Annotated in this window: 11 protein-coding genes; 7 read left to right on the forward strand and 4 right to left on the reverse strand. The window is 71.8% G+C overall.

All coding sequences use genetic code 11. The annotated features are described in order from the left end of the window. Positions 1 to 82: 82 nt before the first annotated feature. Positions 83 to 337 carry a hypothetical protein gene (locus ACRYCC_RS41755; RefSeq protein WP_433819673.1) on the reverse strand — a complete coding sequence of 85 codons (255 nt, stop codon included), beginning with the start codon at positions 335 to 337 and terminating at the stop codon, positions 83 to 85. A 272-nt stretch (positions 338 to 609) separates the two neighbouring features. Between ACRYCC_RS41755 and ACRYCC_RS41760 the strand changes: the two genes are divergently transcribed. Continuing rightward, the gene (locus tag ACRYCC_RS41760; RefSeq protein WP_433819674.1) at positions 610 to 1,251 is read left to right on the forward strand and encodes a PaaI family thioesterase; all 642 of its coding nucleotides are present in this window, start codon (positions 610 to 612) and stop codon (positions 1,249 to 1,251) included. Between the two features lie 116 nt (positions 1,252 to 1,367). Next, positions 1,368 to 1,841: a nuclear transport factor 2 family protein gene (locus tag ACRYCC_RS41765; protein WP_433819675.1), complete on the forward strand. Its 474-nt coding sequence runs from the start codon at positions 1,368 to 1,370 to the stop codon at positions 1,839 to 1,841. A 108-nt stretch (positions 1,842 to 1,949) separates the two neighbouring features. Here the strand turns inward: ACRYCC_RS41765 and ACRYCC_RS41770 are convergent, their stop codons facing one another. The 3 genes from ACRYCC_RS41770 to ACRYCC_RS41780 all read right to left on the reverse strand — a co-directional run bounded on the left by ACRYCC_RS41770 (position 1,950) and on the right by ACRYCC_RS41780 (position 5,900). Further along, positions 1,950 to 3,212 carry an MFS transporter gene (locus ACRYCC_RS41770; protein ID WP_433819676.1) on the reverse strand — a complete coding sequence of 421 codons (1,263 nt, stop codon included), beginning with the start codon at positions 3,210 to 3,212 and terminating at the stop codon, positions 1,950 to 1,952. 5 nt (positions 3,213 to 3,217) lie between these two features. Beyond that, entirely contained in the window at positions 3,218 to 4,297 is a 1,080-nt protein-coding gene (locus tag ACRYCC_RS41775; RefSeq protein WP_433819677.1) for a PLP-dependent cysteine synthase family protein, read from the reverse strand. A gap of 814 nt (positions 4,298 to 5,111) precedes the next feature. Then, positions 5,112 to 5,900, reverse strand: coding sequence for an SDR family oxidoreductase (locus tag ACRYCC_RS41780; protein ID WP_433819679.1), 789 nt, complete (start codon positions 5,898 to 5,900; stop codon positions 5,112 to 5,114). A 179-nt stretch (positions 5,901 to 6,079) separates the two neighbouring features. On the opposite strand from ACRYCC_RS41780, the gene ACRYCC_RS41785 reads away from it, so the two are divergent. The 5 genes from ACRYCC_RS41785 to ACRYCC_RS41805 all read left to right on the forward strand — a co-directional run bounded on the left by ACRYCC_RS41785 (position 6,080) and on the right by ACRYCC_RS41805 (position 13,420). Beyond that, on the forward strand, positions 6,080 to 7,222 hold the full coding sequence (locus ACRYCC_RS41785) for an acyl-CoA dehydrogenase family protein (protein WP_433819680.1): 1,143 nt from the start codon (positions 6,080 to 6,082) through the stop codon (positions 7,220 to 7,222). After that, positions 7,219 to 8,322 carry an acyl-CoA dehydrogenase family protein gene (locus tag ACRYCC_RS41790; RefSeq protein ID WP_433819682.1) on the forward strand — a complete coding sequence of 368 codons (1,104 nt, stop codon included), beginning with the start codon at positions 7,219 to 7,221 and terminating at the stop codon, positions 8,320 to 8,322. Before ACRYCC_RS41785 ends, ACRYCC_RS41790 begins: the two co-directional genes overlap by 4 nt. Before the next feature lie 147 nt (positions 8,323 to 8,469). Beyond that, positions 8,470 to 10,734 carry a hydantoinase/oxoprolinase family protein gene (locus tag ACRYCC_RS41795; protein WP_433819683.1) on the forward strand — a complete coding sequence of 755 codons (2,265 nt, stop codon included), beginning with the start codon at positions 8,470 to 8,472 and terminating at the stop codon, positions 10,732 to 10,734. A gap of 150 nt (positions 10,735 to 10,884) precedes the next feature. Continuing rightward, on the forward strand, positions 10,885 to 12,522 hold the full coding sequence (locus ACRYCC_RS41800; protein WP_433819685.1) for a hydantoinase B/oxoprolinase family protein: 1,638 nt from the start codon (positions 10,885 to 10,887) through the stop codon (positions 12,520 to 12,522). Between the two features lie 55 nt (positions 12,523 to 12,577). Next, positions 12,578 to 13,420, forward strand: a complete 843-nt coding sequence (locus tag ACRYCC_RS41805) for a TIGR03619 family F420-dependent LLM class oxidoreductase (RefSeq protein WP_433819686.1) — start codon at positions 12,578 to 12,580, stop codon at positions 13,418 to 13,420. The last annotated feature ends 62 nt before the right edge of the window (positions 13,421 to 13,482 follow it).

The following is a 13,482-nucleotide window of genomic DNA, read 5'->3' on the forward strand; positions in this document are numbered from 1 at the left end:
CGGCCCCCACTTCAGCCCGGCCAGACCCGACCGGCCGTGGTCTGTGGTGCTGCTCGGGGCCGGGTCTGCCCGGGACCGCGTCCTACTCGCGGCCGGGTTGCCCCTCGGGCTGGGGCTGTCCGGGGTGGTGGGGTCCCTGTCCGGTGAAGGGCGGCTGTCCCGGCTGGAGGGGGTGCCCGGGGTGAGGGGGATATCCGGGCGGTGGTCCATAGCCCTGACCGTGGCCCGGGTGTCGCCTGGGCTTGGCGGCCTTGACGATCAACACGACGACGCCGATCAGCGCCACCGCGACCACGGTGATGGGGAGGAGCATGATGATGAGTTCGGCGAAGGTCACGGCAGGGGCTCCGTTGTGGAGAGGCGGCGATCAGGGATGGAGGGCGGTCGGCAGCGTAACGCGTCCTGAGGTGACGAGACGGCTCTGACGCGCCTGTCACCTTTCGCCTGTGACCCTTCGCCTGTCACTCTTCGCCTGTCACCTTTCGTCTCTCACTTGTCGTCTCTCACCTGCAGGCGCCAGGGCCCGGGTGTGACCTGGCACTCGTTCGGCGCCGGGACGACCTCCCACGATCTAGAATCATGTTCGGTTCATCGAGGTGTGGAGGGTGAATGACGGGTGCCGGAGCGGCGATGCGGCGGGTCTTCGCGACGAGGGAGCGGCACACTCTCGAGCCGGCGCAGGAGGACGCGCTCGCCGGGCTGGCCGCCCGGGTCCGTGAGCTCACCGAGGCCGTCGTGCTCACCGACGTGGAGTCCGCCGAGGTGGCCGAGGTCGCCGAGGAGGTCGCCAAGCTCACCGCCCGCCTCTCCGCCGTGCGCCACGCGGCACCCCCGATCGCTCGGCTCGACGGGCACGGGCTGGTCCACCAGCTCGCCAGCCCGGTCAGTGGCCGGCTCAACCCGATCGCGCCGCCGGTCGAGATGAAGGCCCAGCCGGACGGGTCCGTACGCTGCGAGTTCACCCTGAGCGTCGTCTACGAGGGGCCGCCCGGCTTCGTGCACGGCGGTGTCTCCGCGCTCATCCTCGACCAGTTGCTGGGCTCCGCCGCGGCGGCCAACGGCACTCCCGGCATGACCGCGACCCTCGACCTGCGCTACCGGCGGCCCACTCCGCACGGCGTGCCGTTGACCGCCGAGGCCCGGACGGTCCGGGTGGACGGCCGCAAGACCTACGTCGACGCCGTGATCTTCGGCCCGGACGGCAAGCCGACCGTCGAGGCCACCGCGATGTTCATCCTGCCGCAGCGCTGAGCCGTACGCCGGGCGCACCCGCCGCAGCCCGGTGGCGGCCCGGCCCGGTCCGGGCCCGCCGGTCCCGGGAGTGATCGTCCCCCTCGTACCTGGGTATCCCCGCAGGTGGAGGAGTGATGAATGCGACGACGAGACTGATGGCGACCTTCTACGAGGCGTTCGGGCGCGGGGATCCGGACACCATGGCGAAGTGCTACCACCCGGATGCCGTCTTCTCCGATCCGATCTTTCCCGAGCTGCGGGGCGTGCAGGTCACGGAGATGTGGCGGATGCTGCTGGAGCGCTCGACCGGCATCGAGGTCGCGGCCGGCGGCCTGCACGGCGACGACCGGCGCGGGCGGGCGCACTGCGCGGTGCGCTACACGTTCCGGCGGACCGGCCGTACGGTCCGCAACGAGATCGACGCCCGCTTCAGCTTCGCCGACGGCATGATCATCGAGCACAAGGATCACTTCGACTTCTGGCACTGGTCCCGTCAGGCGCTGGGGATACCGGGCCTGCTGCTCGGCTGGACCCCGTCGCTCCAGCGGAAGGTGCAGGCCTCCGCCGTCGCCGGCCTGGTCGCCTTCATGGACCGCTGGCCGTCGTAGCCGAGCCGCCGCTCCCGCCAGACGTGACGCCGCGCACCGAACCCTGTCTCTGCGGCGGAATGATTGTCTGGGGTAGCTGCTGGTGGTCGGGGTGTCCGGTTGTTGGCATCAGCTGAGGGTGGGTTGTGGCTTGCTCGTTGCTGTCAGCCGTCCGTCTTTGGCAAGTAGGTGGATGGCGCCGCCGCAGGCCGCTCCGAGGGTGGTCAGGGTGATCCAGGGCAGTGGCCCGGTTCCGGCGGTGTCCAGGAGTGCTCCGGTGAGGAGGTTTCCTGTGGCGATGGCGATTCCGGCGATGGTGTTATAGAGGCCGTAGTGGGTGGCGACCAGTCGGCCGGTGGACAGGCCGACGACGGTGTCCATCTCGAATGGGTAGATCAGTGCACTGCCCAGGGTGAGCAGGATGGTGCAGGCGATGACGGCCGTCAGCAGCGCGGGTGGCCCGGTGCCGGTGGGTGCGGCCAGGGTGCAGGCGACCAGGGGCAGGAACGAGGCGGCCATGAGCAGCAGGCCCCGGGTGACGGTGGCGGGGGCGCTCCAACGGCGCCGCGCCCAGTCGGTGATGCGTAGTTGCCCGGCGATGGCGGTGAGGGCGGAGACGGCGAAGATCAGGCCGACACCGCCGAGTGCCCCGGTGAAGTGACCGCCTAGGTGGTGGCCGAGGGTCAGGGGCAGCAACAGGTAGATCTGGAAGGACAGGACGTAGGATCCGGCCATCGCGCAGGCGAACAGCAGGAACGGCCGGTTGGACAGCACGCTGCGCCAGTCGGCCCACACCCCGGTAGGCCTGCCGGTGGTGGGTGTGGTGGCGTGGTGTGCGGGCAGCCAGCGTAGTTGGACGATGGTCAGTGCGGCGAACACCGTTGCTGCGGTCAGGCACACCAGCTGGAAGTCGACCGTGACCAGGGCGAGTCCGATCAGCGGGCCGCCGAGGATGCCTGCCTGGTAGAAGACGTTGAAGATCGCGAACGCTTCGATACGGCGGTCGCCTGAGTCGGCGGCGAGGTAGGCGCGTACGGCGGGGTTGAACAGGGCTCCGGCGAATCCCGTGGCGGCCGAGGCCACCAGCAGCGCTGGCAGGGTGTCGACCAGGCCCAGGAGCGCGAATCCGGCGGTGCGCAGTACGCAGCCGGCCACGATGACCTTCTTGTAGCCGTACCGGTCGGCGAGGGTTCCGCCGATCAGGAACAGGCCTTGCTGGCTGAGGTTGCGCATGCCCAGGACCAGGCCGACGGTCCAGGCCGCCATGCCCAGGTCATGGGAGAGATGCCCGGCGAGATAGGGCATGAGCATGTAGAAGCCGATGTTGATGGTGAACTGGTTGACCAGCAGCAGTTGGACGCTGCGGTCGAAGGAGCCGATTCGAGTGAGCATCGGCCTCACGCCTCCGCCGGGTTGATCACGGTGGTGCAGCGACTCCACCGCGAAACTTCCTGGGCGGGGTGGGTGATCTCCTTTGGGTCCGGGGCGGGTGGCCGGTCGAGTAGGTGGTGTTGGGCGCAGTAGGCGTCGTTGAAGACGGTGCCGTGGTAGCGGGCCGGCCCGTCAGGGAAGATCGCCGCGATCCGGGTGTCGGCGGGCAGTGTGCGGGCCAGCCATCCGGCGACGACGGTGACCGCGCCGACGCTCCACCCGCCGGTGGCGTAATGGGTGGCGGCCAGCGTCCGGCACGCCCAGACGGCTTCGCCGGGTGCCACCCAGTGGATTTCGTTGAACTGCTGGTAGGCGACGTTGCGCGGGTAGATGCTGCTGCCCAGGCCGCGCATCAGCCGGGGCCGCGCGGGCTGCCCGAAGATCGTGGATCCGGTCGCGTCCACCCCGACCAGCCGTAGGCGGGGCAAGAACCGGCGCAGTACCCGCACGATCCCGGCGGAGTGGCCACCGGTACCGACACTGCACACCAGCACATCGATCTCTGTGAGCTGGCTGATCAGCTCGTGCGCGAGAGCGCCGTAGGCGTCGGCGTTGTCGGGGTTGTCGTACTGCTGCGGGGTGTAGGCCCCCGGATGGGTCTTCAGCACCTCACTCACCAGGTCCAGGCGGGCGCGTTGCCATCCTCCGTCCGGGTGCGGGGCGGTCACGGTCTCCACGTGGGTGCCGTAGGCGGTCAGCAGCCCGTGCACCATCGGCTCCATGCCCGGATCGGAGACCAGCGTCACGGGATGCCCGTAGACGATGCCCGCCAAGGCCAGGCCGAGACCGAACGTGCCGGAAGTGGACTCGACGACCATGGCGCCCGGTTCCAGCTCCCCCCGTCTGCGGGCCTGATCGATGATGTGCAGGGCGGGCCGGTCTTTGAGCCCGCCGGGGTTGGCGCCCTCCAGTTTCGCCCAGAACCCCCTTCCCGCCGGTGCGAACGGTTCACCGATCCACAGCACCGGCGTGTTCCCGACCAGATGAGCCGGGGAGGGATCCCCCACGGTGAGCGGATAACGCGGCGAACGAACCAAAGACGACATAGACGACATCGCAAGAACTCCCCCGTAGTACATCGGCTGACAAGACCTGACACACGACCGCCAACCACCCGGCCCTGAGAGGGCTCGGCGGTTCACGGCCGGCAGGCCGATCAGGGCCGACAGACTTCGAGAGTGCGAGTCATCCACGCCCGCGGGCGATGACCATACGGCGGAGAGCGACACGAGGTACCCGGCACCGGGTGATACGACAACACCGGCGCCTCAAAAGCGGGCAAGACCGGATACCACCCGGGCCCGGCCACCACACCATGTGCAACCGGGGCGACAATGAAGCCGTCCGGGTGCGCCTGCCCATCATGATGATCGTGATCATCATGATCATCGTGCTCGGGGTGAGGGTGAACCGTGGAGTATTCGGGGGAGGCGGCTCCGGTGTGCGCGCTGACCACATGCGCCCACAGGTGCAGCACCGTCGCAACCGCCATGACGAGCGCGGCCACCGCCCGAACGCACCTTGCGGACATGCCGCCACACCACCTCCCGAAACAGCGACAGCTACTCACTGTAGTCACTGGATACGTTGAGTGACCGGGTGGGGGTGACTGGTGCGAGTCACTCGCGACAGCATGACCAGCGCTTTTATCGAGTCGCTGCGACCTGATCCAGCGGTGAGGCTCGGTTCTATGAACGATCGGCCGTCGGTCCGCACGACGGCGACCGACCCGACCCTGACGTGCCCGGCCACGGGCATGGGCGCGAGGAGACGTCTGGGTTCTATGACAGGTCACTCACCTATTTCGGCCACATTCACACGAGGCCGCCGACAAGGTCGAGGGTGGTCGGAGGCCCGTGCTCAGGTGAACTGCTGGCCGGCGTTGACGTCGAGGGTGGCGCCGGTGATGGCCTGGGCCCGCCGGCTTGCCAGGAAGAGGACCGCGCGGGCGACGTCCTGCTCGGTGGCGATCCTGCGCAGTGCCATCGCGCCGACGTCACCGGCCAGGACCTCCTCGTACGTCACCCCCTGCCGGGCCGCGCGCCCGCGCATCCACTCGACCAGCACGTCGCTCTGGATCCAGCCGGGCGCCACGCAGTTCACCCGTACGCCGGAGGGGCCGAGCTCGTCGGCGAGGCAGTGCGACAGCAGGTGCACGCCCGCCTTACCGGCGGCGTAGTCGCTGCGCCCCGCGTAACCCGTACGGCTGGACATCGAGGTCAGGTTGACGATCGAGCCCCGGCCGGCCGCGACCATGTGCGGGGCGAGGTGGCGGCAGCACAGCAGGGTGCCGTAGGTGGCGATCTCCACGGCCGACCGCCACTGCTCCAGGTAGGCGTCGTCCATGTCGAGCACGTTCTTGCGATGGGTCCCGGGGAAGGCGGCGTTGACCAGCACGTCGATCCGGCCGAACCGGTCCATGACGGTGCGGGCCAGCCGCTTGACCTGGTCGGGGCGGGAGACGTCGGTGGGTACGGCGAGGGCGGTGCCTCCGGCGGCGGTGATCTCGGCCGCGATCTGCTCCAGGACGTCCTCGCTGCGGGCGGCGACCACCACGCCCGCACCCTCCTGGGCCATCAGCAGGGCCAGAGTGCGCCCGAGACCGGGCCCGGCCCCGGTGATGACCGCGATCTCGTCCTTCAGCAGCACCGGCGGCCTCCCGCGCAGATCGACCCCGTCGGCTCGGCGATCGCCAGGCCGGGAGCCGTGATCGTACCAAGCGGTCGCTAGGTTGGCGGGCCGGGTCGTCCGGGTGCCCGGCGCGTTGACAGCGCGCTGAGCCGCACCCTAGTGTCCCAAGCGAGCGCTAGGTTAGTCCGGAGGGGTGTGTGGATCTCAGCTTCAGCGACCGTCAGCAGGCGTTCCGCGCCGAGGTGCGTGACTGGCTGGCGGCTCACACGCCTGAGGCCCCCCTCCCGTCGATGGACACCGCCGAAGGCTTCGAACGGCACCGCGCCTGGGAGCGGGAGCTCGCCGCGGCCCGGCTGTCGGTGGTGTCCTGGCCGGCGGAGTTCGGCGGCCGTGACGCGGACCTCATCGACTGGCTGATCTTCGAAGAGGAGTACTGGGCGGCCGGTGCCCCCGGCCGGGTGAGCCAGAACGGCATCTTCCTGCTGGCCCCCACCCTGCTGGCGTACGGCACCGGCGAGCAGAAACGCAGGTTCCTGCCCGCGATGGCGACGGCCGAGCAGGTGTGGGCCCAGGCCTGGTCGGAGCCCGAGGCCGGCAGCGACCTCGCCTCCCTGCGCGCCACCGCCACCGCCGACGGGGCCGGATGGCGTCTCAACGGGCAGAAGACCTGGAGCTCCCGCGCCGTCTACGCCGACTGGGGGTTCGGGCTCTTCCGCAGCGACCCGGAGTCGCAGCGGCACCACGGTCTCACCTACTACCTGTTCCCGCTCGACGCGGAGGGCGTGACCGTACGGCCGATCGCCCAGCTCGACGGCGAGCCCGGCTTCGCGGAGATCTTCTTCGACGACGTCTTCGTCCCCGGTGACCAGGTGCTCGGCGGCATCGGCCAGGGCTGGAAGGTCGCGATGGTCACCACCAGCTCCGAGCGCGGCCTCACCCTGCGCAGCCCCGGGCGCTTCATGGCCACCGCCGACCGGCTCCTCGCGCTCGCCAGGTCGAGCACCGACCAGACCCTCCGCGACGCGGCCGTGCAGGCCTGGCTGGACGCCGACGCCTACCGGTTGCACACCTTCCAGGCCGTGGCCCGGCTGGAGGAGGGCATCGAGCTCGGCGCCGATTCCAGCCTGATGAAGGTGTTCTGGTCCGAGCTGGACCTGCGGCTGCACGAGCTGGCGCTGGAACTGCTCGGCCCGCGCGCGACCCTGTCGGCCGGGGCCCCGGACGCGGAGGGCCGCTGGCTGGACGGCTTCCTGTTCTCCCTTGCCGGCCCGATCTACGCGGGGACCAACGAGATCCAGCGCAACATCATCGCCGAGCGGGTCCTGGGGCTGCCGAGATGAAGTTCTCCTTCACCGAAGACCAGCGGCTGCTGGCCCGGGCCGTCCGTGAGGCGCTGGCCAAGAGCTGCCCGCCCGAGACCGTACGGGCCGCCAAGACCGATCCGGCAGTACGCCGGGGCGACGCCTGGCGGGCCCTCGCCGAGCTGGGGCTGCTGGGCGCGCACGTGCCCGAGGAGCACGGCGGCCTGGGGCTCACACCGCTGGACACCGTGCTGGCGTACGAGGAGATCGGCCGGGCCGCCGTCCCCGGGCCCATCGTGGAGACGGCGGTCGCCGCCCCCCTGCTCGCCGGGCCCGAGTGGCTGGAGCGCATCGCCACCGGTGCGGCGGCGGTCTCGGTGTCCACCGACCACTCGCCGTATCTCCTCGACGCCGACCTGGCGGACCTGCTGGTCGTCCAGCGTGGAGACGGCGTCATCCGCGCCGCGCCGGGCACGGTCCGGCTCACCGGGCAGCCCTCGGCGGACCCCACCCGGAGACTGTTCAGCGTGGACGGCTCGTTCGGGTCGAATGCCGGCTCGGACGCGCGCCATGCGGGACCGGAGCGAGCGGATCCGGAGCAGGCGGATCCGGCGCGGGCGATCGACCACGCCGCACTGGCGACGGCCGCCCAGCTGCTCGGCCTGGGCCGTCATCTGCTCGACGCCGCGGTCGCCTACGCCGGGCAGCGCAGGCAGTTCGGCAGGCAGATCGGGTCGTTCCAGGCGGTCAAGCACCAGCTGGCCGACGTCGCGATCGCGCTGGGCTTCGCGGCCCCGGCCGTGCACCGGGCCGCCTACACCCTCACCCAGGCCGCCACCACCTCGCACTCCGCCTCCGCTCCCAGCCTCCCCCCCGGCTCCACCGCGCACTCCGCGGCCGTCGCCACCGCCTCCAGGGACGCGTCCGCCGCCAAGGTCGCCGCGGCCGGCGCCGCCCGGCGCGCGGTCCGGACCGCGCTGCAGGTGCACGGCGGGATCGGCTACACCGACGAACTCGACCTGCACCTGTGGTTCGCCCGGGTGTGGTCGCTGCGCACCACGTGGGGTGACGACCGGTGGCACCGGGCCCGGCTGAGCGCCGCCCTGCTCGGCGAACCCGCGGTGCCGCGGGTCCCCTAGACGACATCCGGCAGACGACGATCCAGCAGGCGGCGATCCGGCAGGACATCCCACAGACGACATGCCAGGCGATATCCCAGGCGACATCCCACGGGCCACATCCAACGAGCGACTTTCACAGGCGGGTCTCAGAGTCGGGAGCGAGTCATGACCATCACGCTGGCCAGCGATGTCGGCGGCACCTTCACCGACGTCGTCCTCACCCGGGCGGACGGCCGGGTGCACGTGGTCAAGACCCTCACCACCCCGGACGACCCGACCGTCGGGCTGCTGCGCGGGTGCGCGGCCGTACTCGAACTGGCCGAGGTCGCACCGGCGGAGGTCGACCGGTTCGTGCACGCCACCACCCTGGCCACCAACGTGATCCTGGAGCGGCGGGGCGTGTCCGTCGCGTTCGTCACGACCGAGGGCTTCCGGTCGATGCTCGCGCTCGGCCGCCAGGCCAGGGTGGAGGAGGAGCGCTTCGACCTCGCCTTCGAGCCGGCCGACCCGCCCGTGCCGCTGACGCACACCTTCACCGTCCCCGAACGGCTGTCGGCCTCCGGTGAGGTCCTCCGGCCGCTCGACGAGGAGGCGGCCGCACAGGTGGCGGACCAGATCGCCGGGCTGGGCGTGCAGGCCGTCGCGATCTGCCTGCTGCACTCCTACGCCAACCCGGTGCACGAACGGCGGCTGGCCGCCCTGCTCGGCGAACGGCTGCCCGCCGGGGTGCCGGTCGTGCTCTCCGCCGACGTCTGGCCGGAGCTTGGCGAGTACGAGCGGTCCACCACCACCCTCATGTCCGCCTACGTCGGGCCGGTGATGGCCTCCTATCTGCGGCGCCTCGCCGCACAGCTGCGTGAACTGGGCGTCACCGCACCCGTCCACGTGATGGAGTCGGCCGGCGGGGTGCTGCCCGCCGCGCTGGCGGCCTCGCGGGCCGTCTACACCATCGAGTCCGGCCCCGCCGCGGGCGTGATCGCGGCCGCCCGGCAGGGCGCCGCCCGGGGCCTGGCCGACCTGATCTCCTTCGACATGGGCGGCACCACGGCCAAGGCGGGGCTGGTACGGGGCGGCCGGCCGGGCATCACCCACGAGTTCCAGGTCGGCGGCAAGGGCAGCTTCGGCGGCCGGCGGGCCGGCACCGGCATACCGATCAAGGTGCCGGCCATCGACCTCGCCGAGGTCGGCTCCGGCGGCGGCTCGATCGCCTGGGTGGACGCGGGCACATTGCGGGTGGGCCCGATGTCGGCCGGCGCCGACCCCGGCCCGGCCTGCTACGCCCGGGGCGGCACCCGGCCCACCGTCACCGACGCCAACCTGGTGCTCGGCTATCTCGACCCCGACGGCTTCGCCGAGTTCACGCTCTCGGCGGAGGCGGCTCTGGAGGCCATCACCGAGCACGTGGCCGGGCCGCTGGGGGTGCCGGTGCTCGAAGCCGCCGCGGCCATCCACGACATCGCCAACGCGCAGATGAGCGCCGCCGTCCACGTGGTGACGGTGCGGCGGGGCATCGACCCGCGCGGGTTCACGCTGGTCGCGCTGGGCGGTGCGGCGCCGACGCACATCGCCCGCCTGGCCGAACGGTTCGGCATCGGCCGGGTGCTGGTCCCGCCGTACTGCGGGGTCGGCTCGGCGGTCGGGCTGCTGTACGCCGACCTCGCCGTGGAGCGGGCCCGTACCTTCCTGGCCTCGGCGGACACGCTCACGTCCGCCTCCTGCGCCGTGGCCCCCAGCTCCGAGGCCGCGCTGGCGAGGCTGGCGGAGACCTTCACCGACCTGGAGCGGTCGGCCCGCGCCGACCTGGCCGGGGGAGCGGACGGGGCGGTGGTGCGGTCGGTGGGCATCCGGTTCATCGGGCAGGCCCACGCGTTCACCGTCGAGCTGGCCGGTGGACAGGTCACCCGGGACTCGGTCCGGCACGCGGTGGAGGAGTTCTACAAGCGCTACCGCGAGTCGTACGGCATCGAACTGCGCGACCCCGTCGAGATCACCACCGCCCGGGTCCGGGTCACCCTGCCCTCACAGCCCGGCCCCGGTGCGAGCGCCGCGGCCCCGGCGCCCGGGCCGGTGCCGGGGACCGCGCCAGGATCCGTGCCTGGACCCGTGCCAGGGCGAGCTCCAGGAGCGTTTCCAGGACCGGCGGTGCGACGGCCGGCCGAGGGCGGGCCGGTGGTCCCGGGCCCGGCGGAGGTCGCCGCCATCTCGGTCAACGGCTCGGCGGGAGCCTTCCGCCGAGGCTCCCGCCGGGTGGTGTTCGACGGCGAGATCCGGGAGGTGCCCGTCATCGTCCGGGACGCCTGTCCCGCGGGTACGGAGCTGACCGGCCCGTGCGTGGTCACCGAGCCCCAGTCCTCGCTGCTCGTGCCCCCGGGATGGCACGGCACGGTCGACGACCACGGCGCCGTCCTCCTCGAGCACTCACCACCGTGATCATGCAATCCATCGTCCAACGATTGCGTGATCACGGCCGAGTGGGCGGCGGCATGGCGAGTGGGCGGCGGGTGGGACGAGTGAGCGGGCAGAGCGGGAGTGCGCGGGTGAGCGGGCAGATCGGGAGCGCGGGGGAGAGGGAGGAGTCCGATGGCGGATGATCTGACGGCGGAGATTCTGCGCAACGCGCTGTGCGTGGCGGCGGAGGAGGCGAGCATCGTCGTCGTACGGTCGGCGTACTCGACCTTCATCGTCGAGGGCGCGGACGCGGCGGCGGCGGTCCTGGACGCCCGCGGGCGGCTGGTCGCGCACTCGCTGTCCACCGCGATCGTGCAGTGCGCGAGCCTGCGCAGCGCGCTGCCGTACGTGCTGCGCACCTTCCCGCCGGCCACCATGGCGGCGGGGGACGTCTTCATGCTCAACGACGTCTACCAGGGCGGCATCCACGCCAACGACCTGCTGGTCTTCCGGCCGGTGTTCGTGGACGGCGCGCCCGCCTACTTCACCGGCACGCTCATCCATGTCGCCGACCTGTCCGGGATCTCGGCGGGCGGCATGGCCAGTGACGCCACCGACGTGTTCCTGGAGGGGCTGCAGCTGCCGCCGGTCCGGATCGCGACGGCCGAGGGGCTGGTGGACGACATGGCCCGGGTGCTGGCCGCCAACAGCCGTACCCCGGACCGGCTGCTGGGCGACGTGCGGGCCCTCATCGCCGGCGCGAACGTGGCGGCCAAGCGGCTCGGGGACATCATCGAGCAGTACACCCCGGCGGGGCTGGCCCAGGGCATCGAGGACTACCTCGCGCACACCGAGGCCAGGATGCGGGCCGAGCTGGCCGTGCTGCCGGACGGCGTCTACCAGGGTGAATACCGGCTGGACGACGACCGGTTCGGGGAACACCACATCCGGGTCACCGTCACCCTCGACCAGAGCGCCGACCCGGGCGGGGTCACCGTGGACTTCGAGGGCACCGGCCCGCAGGTGGCCTGGCCGATCAACTCCGGGTTCTCACAGACCACCGGCGGGGTGATGTACGCGCTGCGCTGCTACGTCGATCCCGCGCTGCCGCTCAACGAGGGCTGCTTCGCGCCCATCGACCTGCGGCTGCCGGAGGGCAGCCTGGTCAACTGCACGCCCCCGTACCCGGGTGGCGGGCGCTGGGCGACGGTCGCCGCGGCCGAAGAGGCGATCTTCGCCGCGCTCACCCAGGCGCTGCCGGAACGCGGCGTCGCGGCCTCCGGCATCCTCCAGGGGTTCAGCATCAGCGGAGCGAACCGGCCCTGGCTGCACATGGCCTTCGACCTCGGCGGCATGGGGGCCAGCGCGCGCCGCGACGGCCCGGACGCGACCGGCGCGCTGTTCGGCGGCGGCCGCAACATCATCCCCCAGGCCGAGCCGATCGAGGCCCGGCTGCCGGTCCGGGTCGAGGAGGTCTCCCTGATCCCGGACTCGGGCGGCGCCGGGACGCACCGCGGCGGGCTGGGCACCCGTACGGTCATCCGGATGCTCGAGGACGCCCGGGTCGACACCCGGGGCGACCGGCTCACGTCCCCGCCGCCGGGCGCCTCCGGCGGCGGACCGGGCCGGGGCGGCGGCTACCACCGGGAGCGCGCGGACGGCACCCGTGAGCCGCTGAGCGCCAAGGGCACCCGGCAGCCGCTGGCCGCCGGAGAGGCCCTGGTGCTGGAGACCTCCGGCGGTGGAGGCTACGGCGACCCCGCCGGCCGCGCCCCGGACGCCGTACGCAAGGACCTCGCCGACGGCCGCACCACCACCACCACTCCGTGATCATGCAATCAATCGACGAACGATTGCATGATCACGGCCTTGAGAGGGGAACGGGATGAAGTTCGGAGTGCCGCTGGGGCTGGTGCATCCCGCAGTCTGGACGGACCTGGCGCGGGAGGCGGACCGGCTCGGCTTCGAATCGGTGTGGATGCCCGAGCACCTGGTCTTCACCACCGACCTGTCGACGGCGAACTACCCGGGGACCTCCTCGCCCGGCATCGTGCCGGCCACCCCGCTCCACGACGCGCCCGCGTACCTGTGCGCGCTGGCGGCCGTCACCGAGCGGATCAGGCTGGGCACCGCCGTCTACCTGTTCGGGCTGCGGCACCCGTTCGTCACCGCACGGGCCTTCGCCACCCTCGACCACATCTCGGGCGGCCGGGCGATCGTGGGCGTCGGCTCCGGCTGGTACGAGGGGGAATGGCTCGCGGCGGGCGTGGACTTCGCCACCCGCGGCAAGCGGCTCGACGAGGCCATCGAGGTGGCCCGCCGCCTGTGGACCGAGGAGGCGGTCGAGCACCACGGCACGTTCTTCGACTTTCCCGAGGTGGCCTTCGAGCCCAAGCCGGTGCAGTCGCCCCTGCCCGTCGTGGTCGGCGGCGAGTCCGCGGCGGCGCTGCGCAGGGCCGCCCGCTGCGACGGCTGGATCAGCATGCCGCAGACCCTGGAGGGCGTGCGCTCTCAGCTGGAGCGGCTGCGGGCCTTCCGGGAGGAGGCCGGGCGCTCGGCCGAGCCGTTCGAGGTCACCGTGCACGCGTACGAGCTGAGCGGGCCGGACGAGGTCGCCGAGTGGGAGAAGCTCGGCGTGGACCGGCTGATCGTACGGCCCTGGAGCCGTACCCGTGAGGCCATCGGCAAGCTCACCGACTTCGCCGCGGAGTTCAGCCTCGGCCAATAGGGGCGATCTCGGTCATTAGGGCGATCTCGGAGGTTCTTGTCTCAAGATGGGCACTTTGGGAT

It is taken from the genome of Actinomadura scrupuli (assembly GCF_050971785.1).
Lineage (GTDB): Bacteria > Actinomycetota > Actinomycetes > Streptosporangiales > Streptosporangiaceae > Actinomadura_E > Actinomadura_E scrupuli.